This window comes from Longicatena sp., assembly GCF_982403165.1.
Window position 1 is genome coordinate 43,462 of sequence record NZ_CEVYEL010000012.1, and the last position, 17,640, is coordinate 61,101.

General features: G+C 38.7%; 16 protein-coding genes. 2 read left to right on the forward strand and 14 right to left on the reverse strand.

All coding sequences use genetic code 11. The annotated features are described in order from the left end of the window. Window positions 1-11 precede the first annotated feature (11 nt). The 9 genes from AC1VS3_RS04230 to AC1VS3_RS04270 form a co-directional block, all read right to left on the reverse strand. The gene (locus AC1VS3_RS04230; protein ID WP_196029491.1) at window positions 12-1,865 is read right to left on the reverse strand and encodes an ABC-F family ATP-binding cassette domain-containing protein; all 1,854 of its coding nucleotides are present in this window, start codon (window positions 1,863-1,865) and stop codon (window positions 12-14) included. A 15-nt stretch (window positions 1,866-1,880) separates the two neighbouring features. Beyond that, window positions 1,881-3,194, reverse strand: a complete 1,314-nt coding sequence (locus tag AC1VS3_RS04235; RefSeq protein ID WP_481275528.1) for an N-acetylmuramoyl-L-alanine amidase — start codon at window positions 3,192-3,194, stop codon at window positions 1,881-1,883. Between the two features lie 133 nt (window positions 3,195-3,327). Continuing rightward, window positions 3,328-4,140: a LicD family protein gene (locus tag AC1VS3_RS04240; protein ID WP_333491036.1), complete on the reverse strand. Its 813-nt coding sequence runs from the start codon at window positions 4,138-4,140 to the stop codon at window positions 3,328-3,330. Window positions 4,141-4,332: 192 nt separating this feature from the next. After that, window positions 4,333-5,151: a Cof-type HAD-IIB family hydrolase gene (locus AC1VS3_RS04245; protein ID WP_270373496.1), complete on the reverse strand. Its 819-nt coding sequence runs from the start codon at window positions 5,149-5,151 to the stop codon at window positions 4,333-4,335. Continuing rightward, window positions 5,152-6,603, reverse strand: coding sequence for a glycoside hydrolase family 1 protein (locus tag AC1VS3_RS04250; protein ID WP_270373495.1), 1,452 nt, complete (start codon window positions 6,601-6,603; stop codon window positions 5,152-5,154). Between the two features lie 76 nt (window positions 6,604-6,679). Next, a complete protein-coding gene (locus tag AC1VS3_RS04255) occupies window positions 6,680-8,113 on the reverse strand; it encodes a glycoside hydrolase family 1 protein (RefSeq protein WP_270373494.1) in 1,434 nt (477 codons plus the stop codon). Between the two features lies 1 nt (window position 8,114). Then, on the reverse strand, window positions 8,115-8,444 hold the full coding sequence (locus AC1VS3_RS04260) for a PTS lactose/cellobiose transporter subunit IIA (RefSeq protein WP_196029487.1): 330 nt from the start codon (window positions 8,442-8,444) through the stop codon (window positions 8,115-8,117). 15 nt (window positions 8,445-8,459) lie between these two features. After that, the gene (locus tag AC1VS3_RS04265; RefSeq protein ID WP_008689838.1) at window positions 8,460-9,749 is read right to left on the reverse strand and encodes a PTS sugar transporter subunit IIC; all 1,290 of its coding nucleotides are present in this window, start codon (window positions 9,747-9,749) and stop codon (window positions 8,460-8,462) included. Window positions 9,750-9,926: 177 nt separating this feature from the next. After that, the gene (locus AC1VS3_RS04270) at window positions 9,927-10,253 is read right to left on the reverse strand and encodes a PTS sugar transporter subunit IIB (RefSeq protein WP_008689839.1); all 327 of its coding nucleotides are present in this window, start codon (window positions 10,251-10,253) and stop codon (window positions 9,927-9,929) included. A gap of 327 nt (window positions 10,254-10,580) precedes the next feature. On the opposite strand from AC1VS3_RS04270, the gene AC1VS3_RS04275 reads away from it, so the two are divergent. Continuing rightward, on the forward strand, window positions 10,581-12,500 hold the full coding sequence (locus AC1VS3_RS04275; RefSeq protein WP_017144564.1) for a BglG family transcription antiterminator: 1,920 nt from the start codon (window positions 10,581-10,583) through the stop codon (window positions 12,498-12,500). A gap of 97 nt (window positions 12,501-12,597) precedes the next feature. After that, entirely contained in the window at window positions 12,598-12,969 is a 372-nt protein-coding gene (locus AC1VS3_RS04280; protein WP_008689843.1) for a hypothetical protein, read from the forward strand. 283 nt (window positions 12,970-13,252) lie between these two features. Here the strand turns inward: AC1VS3_RS04280 and AC1VS3_RS04285 are convergent, their stop codons facing one another. From AC1VS3_RS04285 to AC1VS3_RS04305, 5 genes are all read right to left on the reverse strand, one after another. Further along, window positions 13,253-13,840 (reverse strand): GNAT family N-acetyltransferase, encoded by a 588-nt coding sequence (locus AC1VS3_RS04285; protein ID WP_008689845.1) that lies wholly within the window; start codon window positions 13,838-13,840, stop codon window positions 13,253-13,255. Between the two features lie 80 nt (window positions 13,841-13,920). Then, window positions 13,921-15,306, reverse strand: a complete 1,386-nt coding sequence (asnS, locus tag AC1VS3_RS04290) for an asparagine--tRNA ligase (RefSeq protein ID WP_008689848.1) — start codon at window positions 15,304-15,306, stop codon at window positions 13,921-13,923. 265 nt (window positions 15,307-15,571) lie between these two features. Then, on the reverse strand, window positions 15,572-16,201 hold the full coding sequence (locus AC1VS3_RS04295; RefSeq protein ID WP_008689858.1) for a redox-sensing transcriptional repressor Rex: 630 nt from the start codon (window positions 16,199-16,201) through the stop codon (window positions 15,572-15,574). A 142-nt stretch (window positions 16,202-16,343) separates the two neighbouring features. Next, window positions 16,344-16,865 carry an NUDIX hydrolase gene (locus AC1VS3_RS04300; RefSeq protein WP_008689862.1) on the reverse strand — a complete coding sequence of 174 codons (522 nt, stop codon included), beginning with the start codon at window positions 16,863-16,865 and terminating at the stop codon, window positions 16,344-16,346. A 161-nt stretch (window positions 16,866-17,026) separates the two neighbouring features. After that, complete coding sequence (locus tag AC1VS3_RS04305; protein ID WP_008689864.1) at window positions 17,027-17,515, reverse strand: NUDIX hydrolase; 489 nt, start codon at window positions 17,513-17,515, stop codon at window positions 17,027-17,029. Between the last annotated feature and the right edge of the window lie 125 nt (window positions 17,516-17,640).

The following is a 17,640-nucleotide window of genomic DNA, read 5'->3' on the forward strand; positions in this document are numbered from 1 at the left end:
ATCCTTCTTTCTTACTGTTCCAGTTTCTCGCTGTAGTCTTCCCATTTCTTCATGAAATTTTCAATTTCATTATGTACGTCATCAATTTTATCATCTAAATCACGCATTTTTTGATAATCGTGATAATATTCCGGATCAAAACGCAGCTCTCTGAGTGCTTCCAGTTCTTTTTCCTTTTCTGCAATTTTCTTTTCCAGTTTTTTTACTTCGCGATCATAATGAATCCCTCTATCCACTTTTTTTGTTTCTTTTTTCTCAACGGTTTTAACGGCCTGTACATGTTCCTCATCTTTATGCATATATTCTTGATAACGCATCGGATAATATGTTGCCTTCCCATTATCAATGACCAATACCGCAGTTGCCAACTTTGAGATAAAGTAACGATCATGACTCACAAATAGCATTGTGCCTTCATAATCACACAAAGCATCCTCTAAGGCTTCTTTTCCAATTAGATCCAAATGATTGGTTGGCTCATCCATCATCAGAAAATTAGGATGTGACAGCATTAGCTTTACAAAGGATAGACGAACTTTTTCTCCTCCGGATAGACAGTCTACTGTTTTAAATACGTCTTCTCCACTGAATAAAAAACATCCCAGTGCTGTGCGTACCTCTGTTCGATTCAGTTCACTGAAATCGTTCCACACCTCTTCTAATACCGTATTATTGGTATCGAATTGTGCAAGCTCCTGATCAAAATAACCTACCTCAATCTGGTGTCCGAATAAGAATTCACCGGATAATGGTGAAACCTGTTCCATCAAGGTTTTCAAAAAGGTTGACTTTCCTTTCCCATTTGGGCCGATTATGGCAACTTTTTCCCCTTGCAGAATATCGCAAGTAATCGTACACAACGGCAGATCGTAACCGATGGTTAAATCCTTGACCTCTAAGACCCGCTTGCCGCCACGTACCCTTGGGGTAAAACGGGCATGAAACCGTTTTTCATCGACATTGGGATCTTCAATTTTATCCATACGTTCTAAGTATTTGATTTTACTCTGCGCAAAGGCTGCTTTATTTTTCTTATAACGGAATTTCTCAATGAGTTCTTCCATGTGCTGTATTTCTTTTTGTTGGCGCGCATACGCTGATTTTTGTTGTTCAACATCACTTTTCTTGGTATTAACATAGTTTGTATAATTACCCGGATAGCGACGCATCACACCATATTCCAATTCATATACGACATCAACAACATCATCCAGAAACATACGATCGTGACTAACTAAGACAACCGCTTTGGGATAGCGTTTCACATAACCTTCTAGCCATTCAATCGTTTCGATATCCAAATGGTTGGTAGGTTCATCTAACAACAAGATATCCGGTTTGCTTAACAATAGCTTGACAAAGGCCAATCGGGTTTTCTGTCCTCCGGAAAATGTAGCAACTTCACGTTTTAAATCTTCTTCCTGAAACCCAAACTTAGTGAAGACAGTCATCATATCACTATGGTATGTATAACCGCCTAAATCCTCATATTGCTGCTGCAAATTGGCGTATTTATTTAAGATGGTTTCACTATGGTCGTATACCATCTGCTCACTGATTTCTTCCAGCTGTTTACCTATGCGTTTTACCTTCGCAAAGGCTGTTTCCAATTCTTCTTTGACACAGGCATGCTCATTTTCAAACGTCGTCTGTGCTAAATAACCGATTGTCAGATTGTTTTCCTTATGGATATCCCCTTTATCCAACGGTTCTACTTCGGCAATGGCTTTTAATAAGGTGGTTTTACCACATCCGTTTCTTCCCACAATCGCGATTTTTTCAGTATTGCGGATTTCAAATTGAATATCCTCAAATACCGTATTCGCCCCAAAATATTTACTTCCTTTATGAATTTGATACTTCATCTTGTTTCACCCGCCTTATCTGGTGGTGTTGTCGGCATTGATTCCCTCGGCAAAAGCGCGCGCTGTTTCCTTAATAATCGCATTCTTCTGTTTTTTCCACAGCGCTGCATCTTCTTTATTTGATATATAGACAAAGTCAATTTCTAATCCCTGCATGCCATTGGCATTCACAAAATCAGCATTTTGTTCTTGACTTGTTTCTGAGTATTTCCCTGCCAGTGTTGCTCTTCCACCACTTTCTCTTAAATATAAATTCGTATCATATATCGTTTTACCATCTGCCCCTTCGGCCAATAACCCGGTAACGATACCGGCATCGGAACCAGTATACATCGGTGACAGTGGCATTTTTAAGTTCTTATGTACACCATAGGTCAAATTCCTGGCAAGTGTCTTGCTGGAATAATAACTATGCGCTATTTCAAAGCCGCGAATCGTATCGTTGGCATAATTGCTGAAGCGTAAGAACAAATAATATTTTGCATGCTGCTTATAACCTTTTGCTAAACGGCCATCACTGCCATAGGCTTTCCCTTTTTCATCTTTACTTGCCTTTGTAATGGCAACACGCAATCCATATTTTTCTTCTAATTCCTTTTTCATTAAAACCGCTGTTTTATACATTTCATCATTTTCATTTAACCCATTGACCTTTGAGCCTTCATCCGGCAACCACGTTAAATCCGTATTCATTCCAAACGGATCAATCAACACATCAATATCCCCTTTGCGCGGCGTCTGTGAAGTTACTTGTAAGAAAAGATAGTTTTTATCCAGGGTGATCTGATAATCCTTTAACAGCTGCGTATCTGCAATTAAGGAAACTTTATTGACCTTTCCTTTACGCTGTGCCGTATAAAATGCATTTTCCTTTAAAGGCTGTTGAAAAATCACACGCTTTTTTACTAGATTATCAATGATGGAAACCTCATAATATCCTTCCGGTATTTCATCTAATAAGATCTTTTGATCAACTGTATTTTCCATTGTCATCGAAATTGTCTTTCCATCACAAATGTTTTTTAATTCAACGGTTTTCCCACTCAACGTATCTTTATTTTCCGGTGAATATTTCTTTTCATACAAATCCAAAGATTCTCCATAATACAAATAATCCGAAACGCTAATCGTTTCTTTACTTGTCTTATGCAATGCTTTGATCGTCTGTTCCTCATTCAATCCACACACCGTGAATTTCTTTACTTCTTGATGATTGGAAGGCAGAAACATGCCAATTAAAAGATACACGATCAACGCAATTAAAACAAGCAGTGGAGCCACTACCTTCCAGCGCACTTTATATCTTCTCTGTCTTGGTACATATGCCATGTCTTCTACCTCCTCACAATTTTTACTATGTTTTACGATATTTTATTTTTACCATAAGCTAGCTTTTAATAAGAAATATCGTCTCCATGCTATGCATTTTCATAAGCATGAAAAAGTCATTACGTCATCGTTTCTAAAATGCAATATCCTTAATATGCTTTGGCTGTTGATCTTTTTTCGGCGGATAGCTCATATGATTCACGGATACTTCTGCATCCAACAAATCTTTAGGCCGCTTTGGTATTGGCAGCATTGTATCTTCAAATGGGACATACTGAATCGGAAAAATGCTTTCCTTTGGATATACGACCGGATGGAAGAAAGAATTAAAGCACCATGTCAGATCAAAACCGATCATTGGGCTGTCTTGATTTTGCTTACCATACTTACGCGCATTTCGCACATAGCGTTTCTTTAATGGCAATGGATTGATATGTAGATTTTCCAATGCGGCAATCAAGAGCATCAAGATTCCATTGCGGCAGCGACACACAAAATCTTTTACATGATTCTCACTCACATAGTCAATGATGAAAACATCGATAAAAATGCCATCACTGTCTTTGCATTTGTTTTTTAATAACGCATTGTATTCTTCACAATACGTATGTTTTAAACGAATCTTCATCGCCGGAATCAACACATTGTATTCCTTATGTGTTTCAAAGCTTTGTACGATGTACTTCTTAGGATCCAGATCCTTAACGGCTTCTAACAGTTTCAGATAATCCTCATACAGCATACCGATATCCGCATCATCATCCCAAGGAATAAAGCCTTTATGACGTACAGCACCTAAGCAGCTGCCACCTGTCAGCCAGTATTGGACTTTGTGCTTGCGGCATACAACATCTATATCTTTCAGCATCTCTAACAATTTCAGCTGTAAATCACGCACGGTAATCGTCGTTCCATCTTCTCTTGTTTTCAATATGTATTCTTCCATAAAATCACCGTATCTATTATAGAAGATATTTGTTTTTATCACAATCATTTTATGGAAATATCACAATTTCGCAAGAATGTCTTCAGAAACGATTGCGAAAACAATGAAAATTTAAACAAATATCCTACTTTTTATCTTTTCCTTATGCAGGTGGCTCTACAACATTTGCTGTCAAAAAAAAACACACTGTACTTAAACAGTATGTTTTATAAGCATTTCAAGAAATTGTACGACCCCATCTTCCTTTGCCTCTTTACAATGATAACGAGCAGCATTTTTTATTTGCGTACAGGCATTTGCTACAGCAACACTGTTAGGGAAACAGGAAAACATGGAAAGATCATTTTCGCTGTCGCCAAATACTAAAACTTCCTCTTTTGTGAAACCGTGTTGAGCAACATAGATTTGTAAAGCTGTCCCTTTCGATACTAGCGGCGAAGTGATTTCCAAATTATCCCATCCGGAAGTTGTTACCTTTACCTCTTGCAAGGTGGATAGTCGTGTTTGTAAGCGTTGGCGGTTTTCTTCATCCTTTTCCAAAAGTTCTATTTTTAAAATGGTTTTAGGTAAGTCTGTTTCCGTAATCGTCTTAAAACAAGACATCACCGGTGTGGTATCCGTGAAACTTTGCAAATAGTGTTTTTGAAAGGAAGGCCGATCCTCTTCTTCTAAAGAATAAATATGGGTCTCATCATAACAACCGATTGCGATAGGTTCTTTTTGCAGCATCTGAAGAATCATCTTTGCGCTTTGTTTTTTTATCGCAGTCGTATGAAGAATCTGCCCTTTTGCGTTTACCTGCATTGCGCCGTTTAATAACAACATATCCAAAGCCAGCAAGTGTTGATTTCGCAAACTTAACACATCCGGATAACTGCGCCCACTGCATAGCACGATTGAAACTCCTTGTTGTTGTAGTTTCTGTAAGGTATGTACGCTGCGCAATGATAATGTATTGTCCATGCTCAATGTGCCATCAATATCACAGGCAATCAAACGAAAGGGAAACACTTATAGATCTTCCCCGTTGCTGGCAATGACACTTCGATACCAGTCATAGCTATCTTTCTTGATACGACGCTTACTGCCATTTCCATAATCATCCTGATCCACGTAAATAAATCCATAGCGCTTGCTCATTTCTGAGGATGAACAGCTAATAATATCAATAGGTCCCCATGGATAATAACCAATCACATCTACCCCGTCCATGATAGCTTCCTTCACATTGCGAATATGCTCACGTAAATAAGCGATACGGCGTTCATCGTGAATCTTTCCATCACTGCTGATTTCATCATACGTGCCAAAACCATTCTCTGCGATGATGATTGGTTTTTGATAACGATCATAATAGTAATTTAATACGGTTCTTAATCCAAGAGGATCAATGCCCCAGCCCCATTCACTTGCATCAATATAAGGATTTACGATGGCCCCATCATCATTAATATCTTGTTTGTCATTGCTTTCTTTTGATGATACACATGTATAATAATAGGATAACGCAAGAAAATCAGCCGGATGCTCTTTTAATACTTGCTCATCCTCTTCACGGATATCTAAATGAATGTTATGCTCTTTAAAATAGCGCAGCATATAGCCCGGATATTCTCCCCTTAGCAATAAATCGGTAAAGAAATATTCTCTTTGATTGCGCTGCATGTTCGCAAAAACATCCTCTGGTTTGCATGTTAATGGTTCACTCAATCCATCATATACCATCATCCCTACCTGAAAGTCTGGATTGATCTGATGGGCAAGCTTAGTGACAAGCGCACTTGCTGTGCATTCATGATGAATGGCCTGGTATTTTGCTTCCATAAGGTTTTCTACTGTATCACTGGGAATACCGAGATGATTAAAAGATTCATGATGTATCAGATTGATCTGATTCACTACGATCCAATATTTTACCTTATCTTTATACCGACGCATAACGGTTTCACAATAGTTCACAAAGAAAGTGATCGTCTTACGATTATACCAGCCCTGATAGTGTGTTGCCAAATGCAGTGGCATCTCATAGTGCGATAAAGTGATGAGGGGCTCCATGCCGTTTTTTATGATTTCATCCAGCAATGCATCATAAAAGCGTAAACCTTCTTCATTCGGTTGAGAATCATCTCCATTAGGGAAGATACGTGACCAGCTAATAGAAGTGCGAAATGTTTTCAATCCCATCCCTGCTAAAAGCTTTAGATCTTCCTTATAAGTATGATAGAAATCAATCCCATAGCGTTTAGGATAATATCCTTCTTTATCCTGTAAAGCGAAATCAATATCGTTTCTGCTCGTTTCTTTATTTGATTTCTTTTTCAAATCACCAGCATCTTGTACTTTTAAGATATCCGCAACGCTCCATCCTTTCCCACCTTCTAGAAATGCTCCTTCTGCCTGATTTGCCGCAATGGCGCCTCCCCATAAAAAAGCTTTCGGAAATCCTGTTTTTACTTGTTTCATTTCAATTCTCCTTGTCACATATTGTTCATACTATGTTCATGTTGAAGCAAAGGGACGATTGTATGCGTCCCTTTCTTTACAAATCTTCTCCATTTGTCATTATGACATGTTGATACCAATAGAAAGAATCTTTACGCAGTCGTTTCCCACTGCCATGTCCACGATCATCCAAATCGACATAAATGTATCCATAGCGTTTACTCATTTCCCCTTGCGAACAACTGATGATGTCAATAGGTCCCCAAGATGCATAGCCAAACACCTGTACGCCATCCTTAATGGCTTCTTTCATCGCCGCAATATGTGTCTGTAAATAGGCGATACGATAAGGATCATGAATCTTTCCATCTACGACCTCATCTAATGCACCCAGTCCATTTTCAGCGATAAAAATTGGTATTTGATAACGATCCCAATACAAATTTAATGAGTTGCGAAATCCTAATGGATCCACTGCCCAGCCCCAGATAGATTTTTCTAAGTAGGGGTTCTCTTTGGGATGGGTAGGATCTTTGGCCTTTGTGATGCGGGTAAAGTAATACGAAAATGATAGAAAATCTGCGGTATTCTCTTTTAACAGCTGTTCTTCCTCTTCTTTGATCATCACATGGATATCATGATCGTAAAAATAGCGCAACGCATAACCCGGATATTCTCCGCGTAATAAGACATCGGAATAAAAGTATAAACTCATCTGCATCTGCTGGGTGTTGGCAAAGACATCCTCTGGTTTACAGCTTGCCGGATATAAGGCATCATCCCCCAACATCATTCCAATCTGCAAGGAAGGATCAAGGGCGTGGGCAAGTTGTGTGGCTTTAGCACATGCCACAAACTGATGGTGCGTTGCCTGATATTTAGCACTTTCCCAATCTTCATAACCATCCTGCACCATTCCCAAACTGGCAAACTCTCCCCAGCTCTGTAAAGAGTTGATCTGGTTCAATAGGATCCAATAGTGTACTTTATTATGATAACGTTCAAATAGCACGTTACAATATTTCACAAAGAAATCAATCATTTCAGGGGCATACCAGCCCTTATACTTGGTAATCAGATGAATAGGCATTTCATAATGTGAAACCGTCATGATTGGTTCTATACCATTTTTCAGCATCTCATCCAGCAAATCATCATAAAACTTTAAACCTTCTTCATTTGGCTGTTCTTCATCTCCTTGTGGAAAGATGCGTGTCCAGTTAAAGGATGTTCGAAAACAGGTAAACCCCATTTCTTTCATCAATGCCAGATCTTCTTTATACGTATGATAAAAGTCAATGCCATGCCGGCGTGGATAATAGCCTTTGGTATCCGCTAATGCTTCTTCTATCTGTTTGGCAGTATGAGCAAATCCGACTACCTTATGGCGATCATACTGCTCTGGAAGGATTTCAATATCCGCCATAGAGGGTCCTTTCCCATCAATGTTCCAAGCACCTTCTGCTTGATTGGCCGCAATGGCACCACCCCATAAAAAGTCTTTCGGAAATCCTGTAATTTTACGTTTCATCTTATTTCTCCAACTTACGATACAGACGAATCATGCTTTGTACCAGATTTACTTCACTGTTGATAGTCATCAGCGTATCCTGTGCATGGGTGAATAATAAGGTTGTCTGCAGCTCTTCCTCATTGATTGAGCTTTGTATCATATCCGTTTGAATAACATGTGCTTTCGTGATTTCTTTCTTTGCCTGCATGATCTTGTCTTTTACTTCTTCTTCACTTTTATCATCTAACAGATCATTGATTGCTTCATTGAGCAAATTCCGACAATCCCCGGCATGCAGAATAATCTGCATCGCAGCACTATTTAATTGTTCAATCGTTGTTTTATCCATAATAAATCTTCCTTCTTATGCATTGTTTGTTTCCTGTCTTGCGTTTTTACGTGCTGCTAATTTTGCTTTTTGTGCTTCATCCTCTGCTTCTTTCTGTACACATTGCTTATCGTATACCTTAAAGAATGGATAATAGATGATCCAAGATAAGACGAAAATAAATAAGGTAAAGATCAATCCAACCATACCTCCTACAGCATAGGAACAAATAGGTCCAGGCAAATACCAGAAGGAGAATAAAGTCGTTACTTTAGGCAATAAATCAAAATATAAGGCAAACCAGGTCAAGGCCGGTGCTAGTAAACCAATGATCCACATCGGTACCATCAGAATCGGGTTAAAGGCGATTGGTGCACCAAATACCAATGGTTCATTGATGTTACATAAGTTTGGTACCAGACTGGCTTTTCCGATGACCTTACACTTTTTCGATTTTGCCATAAACAACATCATAAGACCTAAAGCCAAGGTACAGCCGCCTCCACCAAGCGTAAAATAATAAGATACTCCATCCGCATTGATAACACTGGCAGCATTTCCGGCTGCTACCGCTGCCTGATTCGCCGCAATTCCTTGCAGGATCAATGCCGACTCAATCGGATAAATGACCCAGGTAGAAATACCAAACGTGTATAAGAAGGTATATCCAACAAAGTATAAGACTACAAAACCAAGGAAACTGTCACCGGCTTTTAAGATTGGTGAGAATAATGTATAAATGCAATCAAAGATACTGATATGGAGCTGGAAAGTAAAGAGCCAGCCAACAAATAAAATCATCAGTATCGGAATTAATGTATCAAACCATACGGTGATAAAATCTGGAATAGCGCTGTCTTCCTTAAAGAAGGAATGAGTAGAAAAAGCATTCATCACAAAACCGACAAACAAGCCGGCAATCAATGCTGCAATCATACCGCCATTTCCTAAAGTAGAACTTTGAAACAAAATATTTCCTGCCTCATCAAAGGTTGGAGATACTAACATCAAAAAGAATCCGATACCAGCCAATCCTGCTTCTTTTTTCGTTTTATTATGGCGTTTCTTTTCCATCAGCAGATATGGTACTAAATATGCTAAGTATAAGGATAATAAGCCCAGGGAAAAAGTAGAAAGTGGGCTAAAATCCGGAAATCCTTCAATCAAGCCGCCAAAAGCGGTCAATACGGTCGTAAATGAACCAATAAAAATCATAGGCATCGCAGTCAGGATAGCCTCCTGGACAGAGGCAATCCACGGATTTCTTGCGAGCTTATTCATTCTCGGTGCGAATTTATCTGTCATCCAATCCATGAATTTTTTCATATGTTTTCTCCTCGTGATTCTATTTCTTAATCACCTTTTACAAAATAACCGCTTGCTTAATTTAACATGCTATGGCAATCTTATCCAATGTATATAGTTCATCAGGGAATTATTTCTAACGTATCTGCTCATAAACATTCCTACGATACCATCGTTTATTAAGCAAGCATTCTACCATTAACGTTCATGCGTTTTCTCATCTTTTAGAAAAGGTAAAGCAAAATCAAGAACGGCATCGCCATCCAATTCCCCATATGCATCTTTGGGGATAATCTGAACAGGAACACCAAATGGATCTGCAATATCCTCTAAATCATGCAGCATGTAGCTAAGATGTGGTCCTACCAACAATAGATCAATATCTTCAATATAATCCTCTACAACAGAGTCACTTCTAGCTTTTACGCCAATTTCAATATTGCGAGCTTTCGCTGCCTGGCGAATGTTTTTGGCCATGAAACCGCTGCTCGCACCGGTGCCACAAACTAATAAAATGTTCTTCATGATCTTCTCCTTTATAATTATGAATGATTTTTATCTGGATTGGTGTTATGATATAAGAGAGATGTATCAAAGTATTCCCGTACTTGTCTGAAGTCATATTCAGCGACGATATATCTCTTTTTCATATTTGCCAATCACATAACTGTCCTCCTTTCCTTATCACACCCTCAGTATAGCGAACACAGTATAACAAGACAAATCAGAAAAGTTCCGTGCAGTAGGAACTTTTTTAATTTGAGCAAAGATTACTTATACTTTATACTTATCGTGTACATATATAATGATGAAGAGTATCTGGGGGCCTTGCATAGGAGAGTGAATAGACATATGAAGGATAATATCTCAATCTTGTTAGACTATCTCTGGCACCATTATGAACATTGGGTAGCTGCCGGTGAGCTATCTTCACTGCTTCATGTTTCCACACGTCAGATACGTAAATATGTCAGTTCACTAAATGAGAATGAAACAAGTCCTTTAGTAATATCATCAAATAAAGGGTATCGATTAAACAGTGCTCAGCAATATTTAGCTTATCGGGAAAAAGGAAGTCAAAATGTGGAAACCCCGCAAACACGGCAAAATCTGATCATTCAAAAACTTATTTCTTCACAAGATGGTATTGATCTATTTGATCTAGCGGATGAATTATTTGTAAGTGAGTCTACGATTGAAAATGATATTCGCAGTATCCGTAAGATTGTTTCTAGCTGTAATGTAACCATACGCAGAGATCATGATTTGTTATATTTAGAAGGCAGTGAAAAAGATAAACGGCGATTAATGAGCCGCTTAATTTCCAGTGATACGTATGATAATTTTGTCTTAAAAGATGAAGTGCGTTTATTGACTTATCATTATCATTTTTGGGATTTCCGTAAAAATCTTGCCGATATTTTTTCACGCAATAATGTATTTGCGAATGATTATACACTAAATAATACGGCATTGCATCTTATTGTCATGATTGATCGTATCCGTAATGCCTGTGAGTTAAATGATCAAGTCGATTTCACACCGTTTCTTGATTCACAACAATATCTTGTGGCACAGGAAATAAAACAGTATATTGAGAAAAACTATCAAATCCATATGAATGATGCTGAAGTTTATAATTTGACGCTTATTATCTCGAACAATACAACGATGATTGATTATTCTTTTATTAATGGCTCTAATATTTCATCTTTTATTGAACAGAAATATATTGATATCGCCCATGCCGTGATTCACAATGTTGAAGAGCGCTATTTACTGGATGCCTTTGATGAAGAATTTATTGCGAAATTCACCATCCATGTTAAGAATCTGTTTAATCGTGTTGCACATAACTATTATGCCAAAAATCCATTGACCGCTAAGATCAAGGCAACGTATCCCTTGATTTATGATATTGCCGTTTATATTGCCCAACAGTTTAAAGAAAATTATGATGTAGTGTTGAATGAGGATGAAATTACCTTTATTTCTTTTCACATCGGCAGTTACTTTGAAAACAATGTGCAATCAAAAAACAAGTTAACGATTCTCTTTTTATATGCCGATTATTACAGCATTCATCAACATACCTTAGAGAAGATCAGCCGTCATTTTGAAGATAAGATAACGATAAAATATGCCGTTTCTATGCCTTCCTATCAGCCCAACATGCTGCATGCAGATTTGATTATTTCAACAGTAGAGGCAAGATTTCCTCAGCCATATGTGTTAATTCATCCATTTCTTACAAATAAAGATATGGCCTTATTGGAAACTACCATTTCTAAGATGTTATCCGAAAAAAACAAACAGAAGCTGAAAGATTTTCTATTTGATTTATTTGATCCTCGCTTATTTTATACGGATGTTCACTTAGATCGTACCCAGCTCATTCAAAAGCTTTGTAACGATGCGATTGCACTGGATTATGCCGAAGCTTCCTTTACACAGGATGTCTTTGCTCGTGAGCATATGTCAAGCACCGCCTTTGAGGACGCTGCCGTTCCTCATTCACTTGGTGATAACGCTAAAAAAAGCTTTATAAGTGTCGTCCTTTGTCCAGATGGTATGCAATGGGGAGTGCATGAGGTGCATATTGTCACCTTACTAGGCGTACATGATGACAGCAGACAAATATTTGCCCAGATCTTTGATCAGTTGATTGAGATTCTTAGTGAACCGGCTTTTTTAAAAGATCTCATCAACTGTCAAGATTATCAAACATTCATTCGCAAGTTAACTGCTTATATGAATGAGGTCAGTGAATAGAAAAAGCAGTTGCTATTCTAACAATCGTTTGTTACCCTTGTGTTATCGCTTTTCTGATGTCATACTATATCTATATAATTGATAAAGGAGTTATCTTATGAACATCTATGAATTTTGGAAAGCCGTCCTAAAACAGGATGAGCAGGAAATCAGAAACTATTTTCATCAGGATGCGAGGATTTGTTGGCATTGTACCAATGAACTATTTACGCTTGATGAATATATTATTGCGAATTGCGAATATCCGGGAGATTGGGATGGGGTCGTAGAAAGAGTAGAGTTACTTGATGATTTGATCATTAGTGTTACACTTGTTTATCCAAAAGATCAAACTGCTTCCTATCATGTTGTTTCCTTTCTGAAGCTACAACAGGATAAAATTATTTCTTTGGATGAATATTGGGCAGATGATGGCAGTGCGCCGCAATGGCGATTGGACAAGCATATCGGAAAGCCTATCAAAGAATAATTTTTAAAGAAATTGGATAAACGTATTGGTAACGCGAAGAAAGGATACCTTTAAAAAGCTGGACTAACCTATTAAAAAACTCATGAAAGAATAACTTTTGACAAATTGGGCTAACATATTGGAAACCCCATGAAAGAATCACCTTTTAAAAAGGAAAGGCACAAAACCCCAAACAGATAAAAAGCAGCTACAGGAAGGATGCAACCTTCATTCGTTAGATTTTAAGTCTAACTTTTGGAGGTCACATTAGAAATCATTCCATGCAAGCTGCTCTTTTTATGATTTATTTTATAGGCTCATTGTCTTTGTTTAAAAGTTCGCTTAGATTCTTTGGCAATTGTTCAATGAAGGATGCCAATGGCACGATTGGTTGAGGTACACCTGGTGAAAGTAATTCTTTATCCATCCAAACAACATCCAACCACTTGTCAAATTTATAGCCGGTATGAGGAAATCTAGCCACTAATTGAAATCCTAACCGCTCATGCATACGCTCACTTTTCGGATTGGGAGAAGTGATACAGGCATATGCATGATGTACCTGCTGTTTCTTTAATAAAATAAATAATACTTTATACAGCATACTGCCAATACCTTTTCCATGAACATCCTTATTGACATATACGCTTAATTCCACATCCCATTGATAAGCCGCACGCTCCTTATAACGATGCGCATAAGCATAGCCTAAAATATTTCCTTCCTCTTCATAGACCAGATATGGATATACCTGTTGTATCACTTCCATACGTTGTTCAAATTCCGTAAGGGAAGGCACTTCATATTCAAAAGTTGCACTATCATGCAATACATATTCAGCATAAATTGCTAATATGCTTGCGGCATCCTGTTTTGTTGCTAAACGTATCATATTCTGTTCCTTTCTTACCCCTTTGTATCATCTATTGTAAAAGAAGACCTTCACATACCCTGTGAAAGTCTATTCTACGATTAGAAAATCAAATTTCTTGGTGTACGTGGGAATGGCTCAACATCACGAATATTCTGCATGCCTGTTAAATACATCAGCATACGGTCAAAGCCTAAGCCAAAGCCGGCATGTTTACAACCGCCATAACGACGCAAGTCCATATACCATTGTAAGCTGTCAGTTTCCATACCCATTTCTTTCATACGCGCTTCTAGCACATCATAACGCTCTTCACGCTGACTTCCGCCAACCAATTCGCCAACGCCTGGCACTAACAAATCACATGCCGCAACCGTCTTATTATCTTCATTGACACGCATATAGAAGGCTTTGATATCCTTTGGATAATCAATCAAGAAGACCGGGCCATTGACTACTTTCTCACATAAGTAGCGTTCATGCTCACTCTGCAGATCCATGCCCCATTCGATTTTGTTATTTTCAAACTTCACATCGGCTTTCTTTAAAAGCTCAATCGCCTCCGTATAAGTCATACGCTTAAATTCACTGTTACGTACCTTGGTGATACGTTCAATGCATTCCTTATCAATCATGCTGTTAAAGAATTTCATTTCTTCCGGTGCATTTTCCAAGACATAATCAATACAATATTTCACCATATCTTCAATAAGATCCATATCATCCTCTAAGTCCGCAAAGGCAATTTCCGGTTCAATCATCCAGAATTCACTGGCATGACGTGTCGTATTTGAGTTTTCGGCACGGAAAGTTGGTCCAAAGGTATACACATCTCGAAAAGCCATCGCAAAGGATTCTACATGCAATTGTCCGGATACCGTTAAAGAAGCGTGTTTCCCAAAGAAATCTTCTTCATACTTTTGATCTTCACGTGTGGTAACTGTAAAGGTTTCTCCCGCACCTTCTGCATCATTGCCGGTAATGACTGGCGTATGTACATAGACAAAGCCCTGGTTCTGGAAGAACTCATGGATGGCCATGGACAATACAGAACGCAGACGGAAAATGGCATAGAAGGAATTCGCACGAGGACGCAAGTGTGGTATCTCACGCATATACTCAAAGCTGTGACGTTTCTTCTGCAATGGATAATCACGATCACAATCACCTTCCAAAACAGCCTCTGTTACTACAATTTCAAATGGCTGTTTACCATCTGGTGTTAATTTTAATTTCCCGGTTACGGTAATAGCTGCGCCGGTAGGATATTTCTCTACTTCCGCGAAGTTTTTCAATTCCTGCATATAAACTAATTGTGCATTGCGGAAATACGTACCATCATTTAATTCGATAAAGCCTAATTTACCGCTGCAGCGATTTGTACGTATCCAACCTTGCAGCTGTACATATTCCAAGCTGTCTAGTTCTACATGAGATGCGCTTAATACGATTTCATATAGTTCGCGAATGGTCATAAATTCAAACATTTCATTTCCTCCTTTTATTCATTAAGGGAACAAAAAAAACGTTCCCTTTCAGGAACGTAAGTTAGTTACGCGGTGCCATCCTGATTCCTGTCAGAAATACCTCTGCTGACAGACATCTTGCTTATCGGATCTTAACGCCATCCTTTCGCGGAATCGTCTACTCTATTCTCCGATTCAACTCCACAGGTGTTCTCCGCTTGCTCGTATGCCTCCGGCTTCCACCATCCCGGATTCGCTATGCATCGTTAGCAGGCATCGTCCTGTTTCAACGTTCTACATTTAAACTGTTTGTTTCAAAAACAAGTTCCTGTATAGATGATACCACATCTACGCTCTTTAATACAACCCCTTTTGGAATTTGTATATGCACATGGGTAAAATCGACCAAACCTGTGATGCCACAGGCAATTAAACGATCTACCGTCTGCTGAATATTTTCACTGATGGCTAAGATGGCGATACGGCAGCCATCCGGAATGCGTTGTTCCAGCTCACTGATATCATATACCGGAATACCGAAACGCACACCCTGGCGATCAGGATTAATATCAAATGCACAGGCAATCTCACCTACAACATAATCCCATTTATTATACTTCATCAAAGCGCGGCCCATATTACCTGCCCCCACCAAAATGATCTTCTCATCGAAATCCATGCCAAGCTGCTGGTTGAATATTTCAATCAGTTTATTGACATCATAACCATACCCTTGTTTCCCCAGATTTCCCAAAAAGGAAAAATCTCGGCGAATCGTCGTTGGTTCAATATTCACAACACTGGCAAGCTCTTTGGACATGATCCTTTCCACTCCTGAGCTTTTCAGTTTCCGCAGTGCTTTCAGATACACCGGATAGCGCTGCAACGTAGCCTTTGGCACATTTTTCTCTGTCATGTTCATCACCTCTGTTAGTATACCACAAATTTTTTTAATTGTGAAGAATTTGTCATTTTGAACTTTTACGGCTTGTACGTACTGTCATACGTATCTCATAGTGCTAATAAAAAGAAGCAAGAAAACTTAGCTTTCCGATATATTATGATGAACAATGCAAGCCTTGCTGCTTATGCATGTCTAACAATAAAGCAAGCAAATGTGGCTGATATGGGATGAAGATTCCCTGTTTGCACATCAGATGCACAGTTTCTAAATCTGCCCAACAAACACCACTGACCTCCTCCTTTTGCAATGTCAGATCTGCTAATCCTCCGGCATAATCAATGGTAAAGAAATCTACTAAGGAATGTTGTCCATAGCTGCGCAAAACCGGCTTACGTTGTTGAAAATCCATATAAATGCCTAATTCTTCCTGCAACTCGCGCTGTGCACATTGCCGGGCATTTTCTCCACTAACAGCACTTCCGCCTATGCCAAAATCCCAATAGCCGGGAAAGCTTTCTTTTTGATCTGAACGTTTTTGTAACAACAGACGACCATCTTTACCAAGAATCAACAGATGAATGACCAAATGGTAATCTCCTATTGCCATCGCATCTCCACGCTTTACCCTGCGTCCAGTACAAATGCCATCTTGTGTATAGATATCCCAGTATTCCATGATTCTTTCCTCCTAACCTTCTGTGATTGCTTTATTGGCTGCGTGATTGATTATGCGCTTGCTCATCACGTGCTTTTCATGTTTTTAATTATATCTTTTTATTCTTTAAATCATTGATCAAGTGCTTTACAAATGCTTACCCGGTACATTCTCCTTTTTCATCATTCACATTCTTTCGCAAGCCTTGTCACGATGGTTTGTATCCGCTCATCATCCAACTGTTTCAAGGTATCCTTAAAGAAAGCCGGATAGGCATCATAGCTTTGATAGTCATCGATCGGTATCCAAACCGCCTCCTCTAAAGGTGTTTTAAGAAATGGCTTTTTTAAATCCTCTTCATGCACAGGTTCTACCAGATAATAAAAGGATACCTCATGATTATTGCCAAGATCTTCTACATCAAAAAAATTCTCATGGATGCATACCAGTCGTTTAACACGAATAGATAAGCCTATTTCTTCCTTTGTTTCCCTGATGATTGCCTCTTCTGCAGTTTCCTGAAACATGATGGCACCTCCCAGTGAATACATAACTTCTTTACCACCTTCCGCTAATCTACCTTTCATCATCAGCACTTTGCCATCACGAACCAAAATCGCACCTGCTCGTAACCGAAAGGTTCCCTTTTCACTATCATAACAATTATCCATAAGCTCATCTCCTTTTTAGCTATGTTAAATATCCATAGCATCAAAAAACTCATCTAGTCTATCCAAAATACTATTCATTATGCCATTGCTTGCTCTAAAACAATGGATATGAAACACATATATTG